Annotated in this window: 15 protein-coding genes, 1 tRNA gene and 1 riboswitch; of the genes, 4 read left to right on the top strand and 12 right to left on the bottom strand. The window is 71.5% G+C overall.

All coding sequences use genetic code 11. The features are described 5' to 3' along the window. Positions 1-6: 6 nt before the first annotated feature. Positions 7-417, bottom strand: coding sequence for a class I tRNA ligase family protein (locus FHR32_RS43105; protein WP_221466201.1), 411 nt, complete (start codon positions 415-417; stop codon positions 7-9). A 113-nt stretch (positions 418-530) separates the two neighbouring features. Continuing rightward, complete coding sequence (locus tag FHR32_RS25580) at positions 531-1,100, bottom strand: MarR family winged helix-turn-helix transcriptional regulator (protein ID WP_184757050.1); 570 nt, start codon at positions 1,098-1,100, stop codon at positions 531-533. 65 nt (positions 1,101-1,165) lie between these two features. Here FHR32_RS25580 and FHR32_RS25575 point away from each other — a divergent pair, with 65 nt between their 5' ends. Next, positions 1,166-2,500 (top strand): MFS transporter, encoded by a 1,335-nt coding sequence (locus FHR32_RS25575; protein WP_184757049.1) that lies wholly within the window; start codon positions 1,166-1,168, stop codon positions 2,498-2,500. Here the strand turns inward: FHR32_RS25575 and FHR32_RS25570 are convergent. The 5 genes from FHR32_RS25570 to FHR32_RS25550 all read right to left on the bottom strand — a co-directional run bounded on the left by FHR32_RS25570 (position 2,446) and on the right by FHR32_RS25550 (position 9,428). Then, the gene (locus tag FHR32_RS25570; RefSeq protein ID WP_184757048.1) at positions 2,446-4,056 is read right to left on the bottom strand and encodes a dipeptide ABC transporter ATP-binding protein; all 1,611 of its coding nucleotides are present in this window, start codon (positions 4,054-4,056) and stop codon (positions 2,446-2,448) included. The genes FHR32_RS25575 and FHR32_RS25570 overlap by 55 nt on opposite strands. Next, positions 4,053-4,922 (bottom strand): ABC transporter permease, encoded by an 870-nt coding sequence (locus FHR32_RS25565; protein WP_184757047.1) that lies wholly within the window; start codon positions 4,920-4,922, stop codon positions 4,053-4,055. Before FHR32_RS25565 ends, FHR32_RS25570 begins: the two co-directional genes overlap by 4 nt. A gap of 124 nt (positions 4,923-5,046) precedes the next feature. Continuing rightward, positions 5,047-6,018, bottom strand: coding sequence for an ABC transporter permease (locus FHR32_RS25560; protein ID WP_184757046.1), 972 nt, complete (start codon positions 6,016-6,018; stop codon positions 5,047-5,049). Then, a complete protein-coding gene (locus FHR32_RS25555; protein ID WP_312882698.1) occupies positions 6,015-7,646 on the bottom strand; it encodes an ABC transporter substrate-binding protein in 1,632 nt (543 codons plus the stop codon). The genes FHR32_RS25560 and FHR32_RS25555 overlap by 4 nt, the downstream gene beginning before the upstream one ends. Positions 7,647-7,673: 27 nt before the next feature. Beyond that, positions 7,674-9,428, bottom strand: a complete 1,755-nt coding sequence (locus tag FHR32_RS25550) for an FAD/NAD(P)-binding protein (RefSeq protein ID WP_184757045.1) — start codon at positions 9,426-9,428, stop codon at positions 7,674-7,676. Between the two features lie 128 nt (positions 9,429-9,556). Next, positions 9,557-9,669: riboswitch (SAM riboswitch) on the bottom strand. 52 nt (positions 9,670-9,721) lie between these two features. On the opposite strand from FHR32_RS25550, the gene FHR32_RS46130 reads away from it, so the two are divergent. Next, positions 9,722-10,222, top strand: a complete 501-nt coding sequence (locus tag FHR32_RS46130) for a DUF402 domain-containing protein (RefSeq protein ID WP_184757044.1) — start codon at positions 9,722-9,724, stop codon at positions 10,220-10,222. Between the two features lie 27 nt (positions 10,223-10,249). Here FHR32_RS46130 and FHR32_RS25540 read toward each other — a convergent pair whose 3' ends face one another. From FHR32_RS25540 to FHR32_RS25530, 3 genes are all read right to left on the bottom strand, one after another. After that, the gene (locus FHR32_RS25540) at positions 10,250-11,023 is read right to left on the bottom strand and encodes an enoyl-CoA hydratase (protein WP_184757043.1); all 774 of its coding nucleotides are present in this window, start codon (positions 11,021-11,023) and stop codon (positions 10,250-10,252) included. A 287-nt stretch (positions 11,024-11,310) separates the two neighbouring features. Then, positions 11,311-12,432, bottom strand: coding sequence for a nitric oxide synthase oxygenase (locus FHR32_RS25535; RefSeq protein WP_184757042.1), 1,122 nt, complete (start codon positions 12,430-12,432; stop codon positions 11,311-11,313). A 348-nt stretch (positions 12,433-12,780) separates the two neighbouring features. Then, positions 12,781-12,853 (bottom strand) — tRNA-Asn (locus FHR32_RS25530). Between the two features lie 180 nt (positions 12,854-13,033). Here FHR32_RS25530 and FHR32_RS25525 point away from each other — a divergent pair. Further along, on the top strand, positions 13,034-13,333 hold the full coding sequence (locus tag FHR32_RS25525) for a YtxH domain-containing protein (protein ID WP_376773405.1): 300 nt from the start codon (positions 13,034-13,036) through the stop codon (positions 13,331-13,333). Between the two features lie 89 nt (positions 13,334-13,422). Here the strand turns inward: FHR32_RS25525 and FHR32_RS25520 are convergent, their stop codons facing one another. Next, complete coding sequence (locus tag FHR32_RS25520; RefSeq protein WP_184757040.1) at positions 13,423-13,884, bottom strand: hypothetical protein; 462 nt, start codon at positions 13,882-13,884, stop codon at positions 13,423-13,425. Then, on the bottom strand, positions 13,881-15,179 hold the full coding sequence (locus FHR32_RS25515) for an MGH1-like glycoside hydrolase domain-containing protein (RefSeq protein ID WP_184757039.1): 1,299 nt from the start codon (positions 15,177-15,179) through the stop codon (positions 13,881-13,883). Before FHR32_RS25515 ends, FHR32_RS25520 begins: the two co-directional genes overlap by 4 nt. A 176-nt stretch (positions 15,180-15,355) precedes the next feature. Between FHR32_RS25515 and FHR32_RS25510 the strand changes: the two genes are divergently transcribed. Then, complete coding sequence (locus FHR32_RS25510) at positions 15,356-15,784, top strand: hypothetical protein (RefSeq protein ID WP_184757038.1); 429 nt, start codon at positions 15,356-15,358, stop codon at positions 15,782-15,784. Positions 15,785-15,918: the final 134 nt, after the last annotated feature.

Here is a 15,918-nt window from a genome sequence, read left to right as displayed (position 1 = left end):
CTCCTCTCACCGCCGCCGACGCACACCAGCCGGAGGAGGGGCGATAAGGGTCATCGGCACCCTCAGCGTCGGCCTCCCACCGCACGAGGCGTTCCGCCTGTTCACCGCGCGCGGCGAGAGGGACGGCCAGTAGACGGCGTGGAAGCGCACGACGCCCTTGCCCAGCACGTGGATCCGCCGGTCGGCGATCAGCGCGGCGTTGCGGTCGACGAGATCCCGTACGGCGAGGCCTTCGGCGTCGGCCGCCTGCACGTTCTTCAGCGAGTTGTCGTCGGTGCCCGTCTGCAGCCGTACCTCGTCGCCACGCAGGCGGTGATGGCGGGCGAGCACGTCGGCCTGGACCGGCTCGAGGGCGAAGCCCAGGTGCGGGCGCGCGTTGACGTACGGAATGGTGGCGGTCAGGAAAATTCGCGGCATCGGAACCTCCGATAGGGCTCCGAAACACATCGAGGCCCCGTCTCAGGGCCTCGGAAAAGACGTCCAGTGACCCGCGTTAGCGGGGCATCATCACCTGGAACGTCATGCCGCCATCATAACGAGCCGCCCCTCGTGACGGCAGGGGATTTCCGGTCGACCGAGGACCAGTCGGGCATCAGCGGCGGACCGCCGGCCTCCACGGCGCGGACCAGCCGTCGCAGCAGGCCGTCGAGCAGGTCGCGCTCACCGGGGTCGAGCAGGTCGAGCAGCGCTCTTTCCGACCGGTCTCCCTCCGCCATCCGCTCCTCCCACACCGCGCGCCCCTCCGCGGTCAGCGCGACGAGCAGGCGGCGGCGGTCGCCGGGGTCGGGTACGCGGGTGATGTATCCGGCCTGCTCCAGCCGGTCGAGCCGGTTGGTCAGCGTGGCCGGGTGGGTGTCCAGCCACTCGGCCAGCAGTGACGGCGTCACCCGGTAGGGCGGCCCGGCTGCGACGAGGTGGTGGAGCACCTCGAACTCCCAGGGCTTGAACCCGGAGGATGCCAGCCAGGCCTCCTTGCTGCGCCTGAGCAGCCGCATGAGCATCTGCATGCGTGTCACGATCCCCTCGGCCTGCGGGTCGAGGTCGGACAGCTCGCGTGACCAGTGCGCGATGTGGCGGTCGACCGAGTCCTGCTCTGACATGCCCACAGAGTAGCGACCGTCTTAATACGAATGTGTATATTTTGTTTTCGTAGTATTTTCCCCTCATGACCCCCTTGCGAGATCCACGCTTCCGCCTGCTCTGGACCGGCCAGGCCCTGTCGCACATCGGCGACGCCGTCACCCCCGTCGCCCTCGCCCTGGCGATCATCACCGCGACGGGCTCCGCCACCGACCTCGGTCTGGTTCTGGCCGCCCAGTCGACGGCCACGGTGGCGCTGATGCTGCCCGGCGGCGTCTGGGCCGACCGGCTCCCCCGCCAGCGGGTGATGCTGACCGCCGACGTGGTCCGCGGACTCGCCTACACCGCCATCGGCATCGAACTGATCACCGGAACGGTCGACATCGTCCATCTGGCGGTGCTCGCCGCGATCTGCGGCGCGGCGACGGCGTTCTTCCTGCCCGCCACCACCGGGCTGGTGCCCGCCACCGTCGACGCCGAGCATCTGGCCCGGGCCAACGCGCTCATGGCGATCGCCAAGCGCGGATCCATGCTGCTCGGTCCCGGGATCGCCACCGCCCTCGCACTGACCGCCGGGCCGGGCTGGGCGCTGATCCTCGACGCCGCGACGTTCGCGGTCAGCGCGGTGCTGCTGGGCCGCCTGCGGCTCGCGCCGATCCCGTCCGCGCCGCGCGAGCGGTTCGGCAGGCAGCTCGCCGAGGGCTGGACCGTGCTGCGCCGCCACCGGTGGTACTGGACGAACCTCATCGGCCACGCACTGTGGAACCTGGGCCGTTGCTTCCTGATCACGCTCGGCCCGCTGATCGCCGTCACCGGCCTCGGCGGTCAGCTGGCCTGGGGGACGATCGTGCAGGGCGGCACGGTCGGCGCCCTCTGCGGGGCGTTGCTCGCGCTGCGAGCCAGACCGCGCAGCCCCCTCGTGGCGGCCAACCTCGCGCTCGCGCTCGGCGCGCTCCCGCTGGTCACGCTCGCCGCCGGGGCGCCCGCCCTGGTCGTCGCGGCGGCCTACGGGCTGATGACCGGCGGCCTGGCGGTCATGTCCCCCTTCTGGGAGACCGCTGTGCAGGAGCACATCCCCGCCGAGGCGATCTCACGGGTGTCGGCCTACGACTGGATGCTCTCCCTGGGGCTGATGCCGCTCGGCATGGCCCTGGCCGGCCCGCTGTCCGCGGTGGCGGGGACGGCCCCCACGCTGTACGGCGCGGCGGCACTGATCGCCCTCTCCTGCCTGGGGGTGCTGGCCCTGCCCGACGTCCGCCGGCTCGGCCGGGCGCATGCCGAGGCCGGCCCGTCGAGCCGGGAACCCGCCGCCCTCCACCCCTCAGATGAGGGCCCCGGCGGCCCCCACCGGCCCGGCCCGACCGGTCAGGGCTCCGCGGACACGAGCGTGGGCACCGCGCCGAGCAGCTCACGGGTGTAGTCGTGCTTGGGGATGAAGAACACCTCGTCCACATGTCCCTCCTCCACCACCCGGCCCTCACGCATGACCAGCACCCGGTCGCTGATGTGGTGCACCACCCCGAGGTCGTGGGAGATGAAGATCAGGGCCGTCCCGTCGGCCGCCTGGATCTCCGCGAGCAGGTCGAGCACCTGGGCCTGGACCGACACGTCCAGCGCGGATACGGGCTCGTCGCAGACGATGACGCGGGGCCGGGGCGCGAGGGCCCTGGCGATGGCCACCCGCTGGCGCTGCCCGCCGGAGAGTCGCCGGGGGTGCCGTCCGGCGATGTCGGCCGGCAGGCCCACCCGCTCCAGCAGCTCGGCCACCCGGGCCTTCCGGTCCGGGAAAGACCTGCCGAGGGGCTCGGCGACCAGGCGGCCGACGGTGTAGCGGGGGTCGAAGGAGTCGAGCGGGTTCTGGGAGATCACCTGGATGGCGGACCGGCGGGGACGGCGCCCGCGCTCGGAGAGCGCCGACCAGGGCGCGCCGTCCAGCCGCACCTCGCCGGAGAGGGGGGTCAGCAGGCCCAGCACGAGCCGGGCGACGGTGGTCTTGCCCGAGCCCGATTCCCCCACGATGCCGACGGTCTCACCGGGGTGGGCCTCGAAGGAGACGTCGTCCACCACGCGTCGGGAGCCGTACCCGGCGGACAGGCCCGAGACCCGCACGACCGGCGCGCCGCGGTCCACGGTCCGCTCGGGCAACGGTGCGCGCAGGGAGACGCCTCCGGCGGCGACGGCGGACAGCCGGGTGCCGCGCGAGGCGGCCGAGGGGACGGCGGCCAGCAGCAGCCGGGTGTAGTCGTGCTCGGGCGTGGACAGCACGCGGACGGTCGGCCCCTCCTCGACGACCACGCCGTCCTTCATGACCAGCACCCGGTCGGCGATGGAGGAGACCACGGCCAGGTCATGGCTGATCATGAGCAGCGCGGTGCCGGCGGCCCTGCGTGCGGCGAGCAGGCGCAGGATCTGGGCCTGCACGGTGACGTCGAGCGCCGTCGTCGGCTCGTCCGCGATGATCAACGGCGGATCGGCGGCGATGGCCGAGGCGATGAGGGCGCGCTGGCGCAGCCCTCCGGAGAGCTGATGGGGGTACTGCCGGGCACGCACCTCCGGCTCCGGCACCCCGACCGCGTCGAGCAGCTCGATCACCTTCGCCCCGCGGCCGGCGCGCGGCACCACGTCATGGGCGGCGAGCACCTCGGCGATCTCATCGCCGACCGTGCGGAGCGGGTCGAGGGAGACGAGGGCGTCCTGCAGCACCAGACCCGCGAACCGGCCGCGCAGCCGCCGCCAGTCGCGCGCTCCGAACCGGAGCGCGTCCCCGCCCTTCACGGTGAACCTCCCCGCGGTCACCGCGGCGCCGGGACCGGTCAGCCCCACCAGGGTCCTGGCGGTGACGCTCTTGCCGGAACCCGACTCCCCCACGATCGCCACGCACTCGCCCGCCGCGATCGAGAGGCTCACGCCCCGTACGGCCCGCACCCCGGAGGCGGGGAAGGTGACCCGCAGGTCCTCGATCTCGATGAGACTCACCGGTGTCTCCCTTCGAAACGGCGCTGCAGGTGGCGTCCGGCCAGAGTGAGGCTGATGACGGTCAGCGTGACGGCGAGACCGGGGAAGAGCGCCGTCCACCAGGCGACACGCAGGTAGTTGCGCGCCTCCGAGAGCATCGAGCCCCACTCCGGGCTGGGCGGCTGCGGGCCCATGCCGAGGAAGCTGAGCCCCGAGGTGGCGATGATGGCGGTGCCCATGCCGATCGTGGCGAGCACCGGCAGGGGGCCCAGGACGTTGGGCAGCACGTGGCGCAGGACCAGGACCGGCCGGCGCAGGCCGAAGGTGACCGCCTGCTCGACGTAGCCGGATCGACGGACGACGAAGGTCTGTGCCCTGATCACACGGGCGTAGTTGGGCACCTGGGCCAGGCCGATGGCGAGGATGACGTTGCCGGTGCCGGTGCCGGTGATCGCGATGACCAGCAGGGCCAGCAGCAGTTCGGGGAAGGTGGCCAGCACGTCGAACAGGCGGCTGAGCAGCTCGTCGAGGTAGCGGGGGGACAGCCCGGCCAGCATGCCCAGCAGGGTGCCGGCCCCGGCGGCGAACAGGATCGCGGCGGCGCCGATGCCCAGGGAGTGCCCGGCGCCGTGGACGACCCGGGCCAGCACATCCCTGCCGAGGTGGTCGGTGCCGAACCAGTGTCCGGCGCTCGGCCCGGCGAGCGCGTGCAGCGGGTCGGCGGCCAGGGGGTCCACGCCGCTCAGCAGCCCCGGGGCCAGGGCGGCGACCGCGGCGAGGGCCAGGAACAGCAGGGGGACGGCCAGCCATGGCCGCACGCCGTACCGGCGGCCGGCGGGGATGGAGGCGGCGGCCGTGACCGGCGGCGCCTGGGAGAGGGCCGTCATCGGGGGGCCCGGGCCCAGACCCCCGGCTCGGGGACGGCTGAAAGGGCCGGCGAAAGGGGCAGAGGAAGGACCGGCGAAGGGACGGGTGAAGGGCCTCGCCCTCTTTCGGACACGGGTACGGCGCTCATCGGCTGCTCCTCAGGCGGGGGTCGATCGCGAGGTAGGTGAGGTCGACGATCGTGCTGACCGTGACGTAGACCAGGGCCGACAGCAGCACGACCGCCATCACCACCGGCATGTCCTTGCCGGTCACCGCGGAGAGGGTCACCTGGCCGAGCCCGGGACGGCCGAACACGGACTCCACGATGATCGCGCCGCCGAGCAGGGTGCCGGTGAACCAGCCGGTGAGGGTGACGGCCGGAAGCAGGGCGTGCCGCAGGGCGTGCCGGGCGACGAGCCGCCGCTCGGTGATGCCGCGCGAGCGCGCGGTCACCGCGAACGGCTCCTCCAGCGCCCGTTCCAGTCCCTCGCGCAGCACCTGTCCGAGCACGCCGCAGATCGGCAGGCTCAGCGCCACGGCGGGCAGCACCAGGGAGACGGGGCCCTGGTCTCCGGAGACGGGGAACCAGCCGAGGGTGAAGGAGAACACGGCGAGCAGCAGGATCCCGATCAGGAACGGCGGGACCGAGACCGCCACCAGCTCCGACAGGCCGGCCAGCCCGCCGAGCCAGGGCCGTCGCCCGGCGGTGGTCAGCGCGAGCGCCAGGGCGAGGACGCTCCCGAAGAGCGCTGCGGTGAGAGCGAGCCGGACCGTCGGCCCGATCTGTGAGGCCAGGATGTCGCCGACCCCGCGCTGCAGGATGTAGGAGTGGCCGAGGTCGCCGTGGAGCAGCCGGGCCAGGTAGTCGCCGTACTGCCGCAGGGCCGAGCGGTCCAGTCCCCATTCGGCGATGATCTGCGCCCGCCGCTCGGGGGTGTCGAGGCCGTCGCCGATGAGGACGTCGACGGTGTCGCCGGGGACGAGCAGCAGCGAGACGTAGGCCGCGGTGGCGGCGGCCCAGAGCACGGCGAGGCCGGATCCGAGCCGCCGGGCCACCGGGCCGAGCCACCCGACGACGGCCAGCCCCCGCCGCCGGGTGAGTGTGAGGGTGCTCATGTCCCTGTCCGGATGTCATAGGCGCTGTTGGGGGTGCCGGAGACCGGCTCGAAGGTGAGCCCGGTGACGCCGGCGCCGTAGGCGACCTGGTCGGCGGGCACGTAGAGCGGGAGGATCAGTGCCTCGTCGGCGACGAGCTTCTGCACCTTGGCGTAGAGCTCCCTGCGTTCTGCGGTGTCGGAGCTGGCCGACGCCTTGGTGAGGAGCCCGTCCAGCTCGGCGCTCTCGAAGTGGGTGCGGTTGATCGCGGCGCCCTTCGGCAGGATCAGGTTGAGCGCCGCCCCGGCGTCGGTGTCGCCGCGCGAGTTCTCGAAGACCTCGTACTGGTCGTCGTCGTAGGCCTTCTGCGCGGTGCCCTGGTCGACCAGTCTGACCTGGAAGTCGATGCCGCTGCTCTGTTTCACCGCGGCCTGGACCGCCTGGGCGAGGATGTCGCGGCGGTCCCTGACGAACGGGGCCGAGGCCACGGTCCGCACGGTCAGCCGCCTGCCGTCCTTGACCCGGAAGCCCTCGGCGTCGCGTCTGTCCCAGCCGGCCTCGTCGAGCAGCTTGTTGGCCCGCGCCGGGTTGCCGCCGAAGGTGTTCTCCAGCGAGGCGTCGTAGAACTGCGGGCTGCCCTGGCCGATGATGCTCCAGGCCCGCTTGGCGGTGCCCTGGTAGACCGAGTCGAGCACGGTGTCGACGTCGACGGCGTCCCGGAACGCCTTGCGGACCCGCCTGTCGTCGAACGGGGCGTGGGAGACGTTGAAGTAGTAGGAGAAGGCGCTGCCGGAGTTGAGGCTCGTCTCAAGCCTCAGCCGGGGGTCGGCCTTGATGAGACCGATCTCGGTGGCGGGCACGCCCTCGATCACCTGGACCTGGCCCGAGGTGAGCGCGCCGACCCGGACCGCCGCCTCGGGCAGGAAGCGGTAGGTCACCTCCGACAGGTATGCCGGGCCCTGGTGGGCCGAGCCCGTGGGCGGCCAGTCGTAGTTCGGGTTGCGCCGGTAGTGGACCTCCTGGCCCGGCGTGAACCGGTCAAGGATGAACGGCCCGGTGCCGACGACGTCGACACCGCCGGCCTTGAGGTCCTTGGCGTTCTTCAGCGACTTCGGGGAGACCTGGCCGGCGTAGGGCGAGGAGAGGAAGTCCAGGAACAGCCCGTCCGGCGCCTTCAGCGTGACCTTGAGGGTGTGCGTGCCGGTCGCCTCGGCCCTGCCGAAGTTGCGGAGCTGGATGGCGGCCACCGCCGCGTTGTAGCCCGGCACGAGGAACTGGTCGAGGTTGGCCTTCACCGACGCCGCGTCGAACTTCTCCCCGTCGTGGAAGGTGACGTCGTCGCGGAGCTTGAAGGTGTAGGTCAGGCCGTCCTTGGAGACCTCCCAGGAGGTGGCCAGCCACGGCAGGAACTCGCCGTTCCTCCCACGGGCGATCAACGAGTCGAACTGGTTGTGCACCAGCAGGCGGGCCTTGTTCTGGCCCCACTGCTGGGGGTTGAACGTGATGGGCTGCGTCTCCACCGCCCAGGTCAGCGACCCGCCGTCGCCTCCGCTACCGCCCACCGCGGCCGCCGGGGCCTGCGTCTGGGCTCCGCACGCCGTGAGTGCCAGTGCTCCGGCCAGCGTCAGGACGCCCCATCTCGCTTTCACGCTCTTCTCCTCAACGGCTCAGATGACTCAGGCGACATGTCTGATCGGGGTGGCGACGGCCTCGGACAGCACGATCCGGGCGAGCGCGTCGGCGTGCCGGAAAAGCGGGGCGTCGAGACCGGGCCGGGCGAATCCGCCGGTGGCCCGGCCGCCGACGACCCACGGTCCGAAGGCGAACCTGCGGGGGTGGGGGGTGTCCGACCGGTCCAGCAGGCGCCGGTCGGCGGGCCGTACCTTCAGCAGCCCTGAGTCCTCATCGGCCTCTCCCCGGTCCCGGAGCGCGGAGATCAGCGGGTCGGTGGCCCGGCTCACACTGGGCGCGGGCAGCCGGGCCTCGATCAGGGTCCGGGCCGCCATCCCGCCGGGGACGGTGGGACTGTGCGCCCACCATCGCCGGTCACGGTGCTCGACCCTCAGGTCCGCGCCGAGGAAGGTGACCACCCCCGCCCCGGCGAGGGCCCGCAGCTCCTCCAGCCGAGGGCCGGGCGGGCCGCTGGCGACGTAGCTGAAGAAGCCGTGGAACCACGGGTCGGAGACGCCCAGCTCGGCGAGGACGCCGTGGACGGACAGCAGCCCGAGGATCATGGCGTGGTCGGCGCTGTGCGCGGGGTCGGAGCGTCGCTGCAGGTCGGCGCCCAGGTAGCCGTTCATCCACCTGCGCAGCCCCGCGGAGTCGCCGAACCGCATGCGCTCCAGCGGACGGTCCAGCCGGTCGAAGTCCAGCCGGTCCAGATGCCGTGGTACGGCCCTGCGGATCAGGGCCCGCATCCCGGCGCTGCGCCACTCCTCGGCCGCGTATGCCTCCTCGAACTCCGGCCAGCCCATCCGGGACCGTCTCGGGTGGGCGGTGATGAGCTCGTGGTAGTACGCGAAGGCCAGTTCCTTGGCGACCAGCGGCCACACGTCCCGGCGGAAGTTCCACGGCCCCTCGCCCAGCGCCGCCGCGGTGAGGAAGCGCGGGACCGGCGGGCGCGCGCCCCGGAACGGGTATCCGGTCTTCGCGTGGTACGGCACGCCGCGGCGCGATCCCAGCTGAAGCAGCGGCTCCCGGCCGCTGGGCAGGTAGACCAGCTCCCCGTCGTACTCACGGATGAAGCGGCCGCCGCGGCCCGAGGTGAGCAGCACCGTCAGGTCGACGGAGGCCAGCCCCATGCCCCGCACGATCACCGGCTCGCCGCCGGGCACCTGGTCCAGGTCGAGGTCGGCGGTGTAACCGGTGGGCAGGTAGCGCAGCCCGTCGGCCTCCGCCAGGCCCGCCAGCGCCCGCTCCTGCCCGGTCGGGGTCACGTCGCCGTGCCCCTGGGCCAGGATCACCGCGTCCACCTCGATCGTCCGGCCGTCCTCCAGCCTCACCGCCTGCCCGCCGGGGACGTCGGCGAGGTCCAGCGCGCGGGTGGCGTGGACGTGGACCCGGACGCCGCGGGGAGCGGTGGTGACCGCGTGCTGGAAGACGTGCGAGAGGTAGGCGTTCTGGACCCGCCGGGAGGCGAATCCGCCGGGGTCGCCGCCGAGCCACTCGGCCAGCGACGGGCCGGGGCGGATCGGGCCCCGGCACTGGACCGACGCGTCGGTGAACAGCGTCACGTCGGCCGCGGTGGAGTTCATCCAGAGCAGTTCGGGCTGCTCGGCGCGCCAGACCCGCCCGCCGCCCGGCGGGTAGGGGTCGATCACGTGGATGTCCAGTGACGGCCAGTCGAGCAGGTCGGCGGCGTTGGCGCAGATCCGCTCCACCAGGCAGGTGCCGGTCGGCCCTGCGCCGACGACGGCGATGGAGGCACTCATGCGATCTCCTCACCCTGCGGCGCGGGGTGCGTCCCGCGCCGATCGGCCGGCTGTCTCATACGGCGGCGTAGTTCAGTGTGATCTCGGACATGTACTGCTCCCAGGCATGCCTCGGTGACCCGTTGGGGGGTCCGCGCTTGCGGCACGCCCACCGTGCCGCCAGGTCTTCCCCGGGGGCACCCCGCCGCGGCGCGAGGGTTGCCGGTCAGTTAGCCGGGTCTTTGCACTGACACTCTTAACCTAGTTAGAAGGTAGGAAATACATAAATACCTGTCAAGCCTTATTGTCGAGGGATGTCGCATGAGATGGTGAATGTGGTCTATCGGAAGTACGACGGCTCACTGCACTGGAACCACCGGGCCCTGCTCCTCGGCGAGGACGACCACGGCGTCTGGACGGGGTGCCTGGCCGGCGCCAGCGCCAGCAAGGGCATCGCGCCACCGATCACCTGGCAGCACGCGTTCGTGATGCTCTTCCCCCGCGACGCCTGGTGGACGGCCTCCTTCAACGCCGCGCCGCACAAGGCCGAGATCTACTGCGACATCTCCACGGTGCCCCAGTGGAGCGACGGCCAGGTGACCATGGTCGACCTCGACCTGGACGTGATCCGCATGCGCGACGGCCGGATCATCCTCGACGACGAGGACGAGTTCGCGGAGCACCAGATCCGCTACGCCTATCCCCCCGACGTCATCGAGACCGCCCGCGCCACGGCCGGCCTGCTCATGGAGGCCGTCACCACGGGCACCGCCCCCTTCAGCACCGCCCCCCACTGGCTCTCTCAGGTGACCTGACCGCCCCGCCCGCCGTACGGCGACGCCCTACAACGGCGGGAAGCCGGGGGCTCGGCGCTCGACGAAACTGGCCACCCCCTCGGCGAAGTCGGGGCGGGTGAAGGACTCGGCCATCAGGCGCACGGCGGCGGACTCCGCCGACTCCAGGGTCCGGCTCCCGTCGCCCCACACCTGGCGCTTGATCACGGCCATCGACGCCGGCGAGCTGTGTGTCGCCAGCTCTCGGGCGTAGGTCACGGTCTCCTCCAGCAGGCTCTCACCGGGGACCGACCGGTTGACCAGGCCGAGCTCGTAGGCCTCCGCACCGGTGAACGTGCGGCCGGACAGCAGCAGGTCCATGGCCCGCGCCTGGCCGGCGAGCCGGGGCAGGATCCACGACAGGCCGTACTCGGCGATCAGGCCGCGGCGGGCGAAGGCGGTCGTCCACTTGGCCTCCGCCGCGGTGAAGACCAGGTCGCAGACCAGGGCGTGCACCATGCCGAGCCCGGCGCAGGCGCCGTTGACGGCCGCGATGACCGGCTTGCCGATCGTGGTCGGGAAGGTGGGGGGACGCCTGTCCGGTTCCCCCTCATAAGAGCCGTCCTGGATGGCGTTGAGAGTCTGGAAGTCGGCGCCGGCACAGAAGCCCCTCCCCGCACCGGTCACGACGATCACCCGGACTTCCGGGTCCCGTTCGGCCTCCGCGAGCCGGTCGAAGTATCGCCGTCCCATCGCGTCGGTCCAGGCGTTGAGCCGGTCCGGCCGGTTGAACGTCAGCGTCAGCACGCCCTGCTCGATCGACGCCGGCACCAGATCCACCATTCCGCACCTCTTCCCTGAGTTCTGCAGAATATCGTTCTATACCTTCTCCTCTCCCGGCGAGAGCGTCGTGCGAGCGGGCCCGGGGAGCCGTTCAGGCTCCCGCCGGCGACTCCGTGCCTGTCCCGGGCGGACGGCGCCCCCGGACGGGCGGAACGGCCAGTTGACCGCCCGCGCCTCCCGGACCGGTCCCGTACCGTGCCGTACGGCCTCACCGGCGTCGTACGGCACGGCACGGCGGAACCCCGAGGGGGATCCCCGCGAGTGCGTCCCGTCCTGTTCCGCCGGAACTACCGCCCCGGCACCGTTCCGTGACCGAGTCCCCGTTCCAGGGCGTCGGGGTGGTGGACGAAGTTCGGCGAGAGCTCGGCCTCGTCGTAGTAGCGGTGGAAGACCGGCGTCGCGGAACCCGACATCGGTGGCACGATCCAGCTCCACTCGGCCGGGCAGACCCGGCCGGCGTTCTCCTCGCGCTTCAGATGGGTCAGGAACCTGCCGGACTCGGTGTGGTGGTCGGTCATCGTCACCCCCGCCCGCTCGAAGGAGTGCAGGACAGCCATGTTGATCTCCAGCAGGGCCTGGTCGCGCCAGAGCGAGCGGTCGTTGGCGGTGTCCAGCCCCAGCCGGCGGGCGACGGCCGGCATGAGGTCGTAGCGATCGGTGTCGGCGAGGTTGCGTGCGCCGATCTCGGTGCCCATGTACCAGCCGTTGAACGGTGCCGCCCCGTAGTGGATCCCACCGATCTCCAGGCACATGTTGGAGATGGCCGGTACGGCGTGCCAGCGCAGCCCGAGCTCTTCGAACCACGGGTGGGAGGGGTGGGACAGCGGCACCTCCAGTACGGCGTCGCCGGGCACCGTGGACATCAGCGGCCGCCCGTCCCCCACCGAGATGAACAGCGGCAGGACGTCGAAGGGCGTGCCCGGCCCTCCGGGCCAGCCGAGCTTGCATGCCATCGTGGTGAAGTCCACATACCGGGGGTCGCCGACGACGGACCCGTCGTCCATCGCGTACCCGGCGTACCGGATCAGCTGCTCGTTCCAGATCCTCGGCCCCGGCAGGCCCGGCCGGTCCGGGGCGAACACCGTGATCGTCGGCCGGATCCTGCGGCTGGGCGCCGCCTCCCTCAGGTGGTTGACGCACTCCACGGCCACACCCTCGGCCGTGTTCACCCACCGCCGGTCGCGCACCCGCAGCGACTGCCAGTAGAGCCGCCCGATGCACCGGGAGCTGTTGCGCCAGGCCACCCGGGCGCCGAAGGCGAGTTCCTCGGGGGTGTGCGTGTAGGTCCCCGTCCTGTAGATCTCGGCCCGCACCTCGCGCAGGCGGGGTTTCACCGGCCCCGCGACCGGGTTCTCGGCATGGAACAACCTCAGAAAGTCCACGGCCGTCGCGATGTCGGTTTCTTGCACGGCCGGAACATGCCCCTTCGTCTTCAAGAACGTGGATACCGATCGTTGGGCATCGTGGACCAGATCCGGTGCACGGCGCCGGGACCTCCGCCAGGTCAGCACAGAACAACCACCAATGTGTGGCTCACGGGCACGGCGGCCGTTCCGGGCGGCGCGGTGCCCTGTGTGCAGTGGCCCTTGCCCCACTGCGATCGCTGTTGTTCCGCGGCAGCCGTGTCATCCTCGCCGACTGGGGTCGCATGACGCGGCGCCTGTCATCTTCTATTACGGAAGATGATTTGTCTGCCAAATCAGGGCGTAAAAGAGCGAAGGCCCCGGGAGCTTGACTCCCAGGGCCTTCGAATGTTGCTCCCGCGATAGGACTCGAACCTATAACCTGCCGGTTAACAGCCGGCTGCTCTGCCGATTGAGCTACACGGGATCGTGCTCTGCGCTGCTCGGGCGGGATGTTTTCCCCGCTCCTTGCGGCGCAGGAATAGATTAGCGCACTCTGCGCGTGTGTGTCGCATCGATACACCGGGGTAGGTCCGAGAGGACGCGCGATCCGTGGGTAGGGGCCTGGCGGAGCACGGCTGTGGAGGTGGAGATGCGTTATCGAATGATGTTCGGGGTGGGTCTCGCGATTGGCTACGTCCTGGGAAGCCGCGCCGGCCGGGAGCGTTACGAGGAGATCAAGCGGATCGCCCAGCGGGTGTCCGACAATCCCTCGGTGCAGGAGACCGCGGGCCTGGTGGGCGCACGGATCTCGAAGGTCACCAACGTGGCCAGGACCAAGATGTCCCACGTGGCGAGGAACCGGCTGCCGTTCCTGCAGTCGGAGAACGGCTGGCAGTCCCAGAAGCACGACGAGACGGGAGTCGGCTGGCCGGAGGACGAGCGGGCCCACGCCCCTCATCCCTGACCGGTTGTGGAAGGCCCCCTCGGGGGCCTTCCGCGCGTCCCTGCCCCTTTCCGGCCGGCGGTTTCGGGGGCCGATCCGCGTCGGCGAGATCAGACGCCGAAGCTGCGGCGGATCTCCTCAAGCGCCTGCTCGGCGAGTGCCCGCAGACCGGGGTCGGCGGGATCCAGCCCCGCGTCGAAGACGAACTCCCAGATCACCCGGTCGTCGTCGGCCTTCCTGGCCACCAGCCTGACTCCCCCGCGCGCGTCCAGCGGGGCGTACTGGTTCACCAGGATCGAGGCGGTCACCCGCTCCCGTACGGCCTCGGGGATCCGCCCAGGCTCGGGCAGCAGCGCGCGGTGCGACTCCCCCGCCGTGGTGACGACCGTCAATCCCTGCTCGTCCCACACGCCGCGCTCCACCTGGAACCACGGCAGCCGGGTGCCGCCCAGGTAGAGCGCCCTGTCCGTGGCGATCACGTAGCCGTCCGGCCCGCCGGCGTAGGTGAGCACCCGGTCGGTCGGCGCGACGGCGGTGCGGACCTCGGCGGGCATGCGGTTGAAGAGCTTCATGGCGCAACGTTATCCGTGAGCAGGTCGAGGGTGAGCGCGGCCGACCAGGAGAAGTCCCGGCCGCCTCGCCCGCTGCCGTCGAAGGGGTCGAAGCACTCGCGGAATCCCGCCTGCCGGACCATGCGCAAGGTGGCCGCGCCGAGCAGTCCCGCCGCCTCCGTCAGGCCGTGTACGGCCAGCGCCTGCCGCAGCAGCCAGTTCGTGTTCACCCACGAGGGCCCCCGCCAGTAGCGGGACCGGTCGAACTGCGCTGCGCGGATCTCACAGCTCGGCACCGGATACCCGGCGGCTCCCATGAACCGGGGGGACTCGAGCACGCTCACCAGCCTCTCCACCCGGTCGGAGGGCAGGCCGGGGTCGAGCATCGGCCCGAAGCATCCGACCGTGCACACGGAGCTGAGCCGCCCGCTACGCAGGTCGCGCGAGCGGAAGACGCCGTCGGCCCAGAGCCGCTCCAGCAGCCCCGCACGGATCCGCTCGGCCGCCTCCCGGTACGGCCCGGGGTCCGCGCCCGCCACCGGGGCCATTTCGGCGAGCATCTGGCAGGAGGCCAGCCAGATGCCGTTGAACATCGGGTCCTCGACCGCGAACGGATGGTCCTCACGCAAGTAGGCGCCGTCGTAGCCGGTGTCGCGGTAACGCGTGGCCAGCCAGATGAAGCGGTCCTGGTAAGTGTCGAGATGATGGCTGGGAGGCCCGCCCCGCCGGTAGGCGTGGTGGATCGGGGGCAGCGCGGCCATCGGGGCGTCCCACGCGGGACTGTCGTCCATCCCCGACTCCCAGGGGTGCACGATGGCGGCCAGCCCTCCGCCGCCCAGGTCCCTGGTCCCGGCGAGATAGTCGTGCTGGGCCGCCAGCATCGGGTACAGCCGGCGGACGAGGGCGGCGGCCTCGTCGCGGTCTGCCGCGTACCGCCACACCCGCCACACGGCCAGGGCGTGCAGCGGCGGCTGGGTCAGCCCGGAGGTGGCCACCCGGTTGGGCGACGCCGGATGCTCCTGCGAGCGCCAGACGGAGGGGCCCGGGAAGTAGCCCTCGGTGCGGGCCGGCTGGAAGACGATGTGCGGCACCATGCCGGTGCTCCATTGCCCGGCCATCAGGCTGAGCAGTTCGGTCCCCGCTCTCCGCGGGTCGCATCGGGCCAGGCCGACCGCGACGAGGGTCGCGTCCCAGTTCCACTGGTGGGGGTAGAGACCGGGCGCGGGCACGGTGGCCGACCCCGTCCAGTTCGCGTCGAGCACGGACCACGCCTCGCGGCTGAGAGCGGCGTCGTCTATCGCCGACCGCACCTCCATTTGCCCAGTCTGCGCCTATATTCACCCAGATAACAGTGTTTATCAGCCCTAGTGTTCCTAAAGCTCCGCAGAGGGCTTAAAGCCTCCTGAGAGGCGTTGTCACTCTCATCGGCCCCGCGTGCAATCTGAGGGCTCCGGTGACAGTCACCGGAGAAGCCATCCAGCAAGGGGCATTCGTGAACATCAAGAAGAAGATCGCCGTCGGTGTGCTCTCCCTGGTCACCCTGGCGGGGGCGGCGGGCACCGTGTCCGCGGCCAATGCCGACACTCCCCCGGCCCCGACCCCGGGCACCGGCACCGCCACCCCCGCGCACCCCGACCAGAACAACCAGCAGGGCGAGCAGAGCGAGAACGAGCAGAACGAGCAGAACGAGCAGGACGAGAACGAGCAGAACGAGCAGGACGAGCAAGGCGAGCAAGGCGAGCAAGGCGAGCAAGGCGAGCAGGACGAGCAGGACGAGCAAGGCGAGCAGGACGAGCAGGACGAGCAAGGCGAGCAGGACGAGCAGGACGAGCAAGGCGAGCAGGACGAAAAGAGCGGGCAGAACGAAAACGAGCAGGACGAGCAGAACCAGCAGGACGACCAAGGCCAGCAGAACGAGTAGCCGTCGGCCCGCGGCGGAGGGCCAGACGGCGCAGCCTGGCCCTCCGCCGCGGAACCGGGTGATTCCGGCGTCCGTCCTCCGCGTGGCTCTCTCGAGCGGCCGCGTAGAGGACGGGCGCCTTCAGACGTGCTCTC

Origin of the sequence: Streptosporangium album (assembly GCF_014203795.1) — a bacterium.
Taxonomy (GTDB): Bacteria; Actinomycetota; Actinomycetes; order Streptosporangiales; family Streptosporangiaceae; genus Streptosporangium; species Streptosporangium album.
The sequence above is the reverse complement of the archived record's forward strand: the minus strand, read 5'-3'. Positions and strand labels throughout refer to the sequence as shown.

Coding starts and splice junctions, on each gene's coding strand:
- FHR32_RS46130 (WP_184757044.1), top strand. CDS start 9,722: ATGTCGCATGAGATGGTGAATGTGGTCTATCGGAAGTACGACGGCTCA.
- FHR32_RS25515 (WP_184757039.1), bottom strand. CDS start 15,179: ATGGAGGTGCGGTCGGCGATAGACGACGCCGCTCTCAGCCGCGAGGCG.
- FHR32_RS25560 (WP_184757046.1), bottom strand. CDS start 6,018: ATGAGCACCCTCACACTCACCCGGCGGCGGGGGCTGGCCGTCGTCGGG.
- FHR32_RS25565 (WP_184757047.1), bottom strand. CDS start 4,922: ATGACGGCCCTCTCCCAGGCGCCGCCGGTCACGGCCGCCGCCTCCATC.
- FHR32_RS25520 (WP_184757040.1), bottom strand. CDS start 13,884: ATGAAGCTCTTCAACCGCATGCCCGCCGAGGTCCGCACCGCCGTCGCG.
- FHR32_RS25525 (WP_376773405.1), top strand. CDS start 13,034: ATGTTCGGGGTGGGTCTCGCGATTGGCTACGTCCTGGGAAGCCGCGCC.
- FHR32_RS25540 (WP_184757043.1), bottom strand. CDS start 11,023: ATGGTGGATCTGGTGCCGGCGTCGATCGAGCAGGGCGTGCTGACGCTG.
- FHR32_RS25575 (WP_184757049.1), top strand. CDS start 1,166: ATGACCCCCTTGCGAGATCCACGCTTCCGCCTGCTCTGGACCGGCCAG.
- FHR32_RS25550 (WP_184757045.1), bottom strand. CDS start 9,428: ATGAGTGCCTCCATCGCCGTCGTCGGCGCAGGGCCGACCGGCACCTGC.
- FHR32_RS25580 (WP_184757050.1), bottom strand. CDS start 1,100: ATGTCAGAGCAGGACTCGGTCGACCGCCACATCGCGCACTGGTCACGC.
- FHR32_RS43105 (WP_221466201.1), bottom strand. CDS start 417: ATGCCGCGAATTTTCCTGACCGCCACCATTCCGTACGTCAACGCGCGC.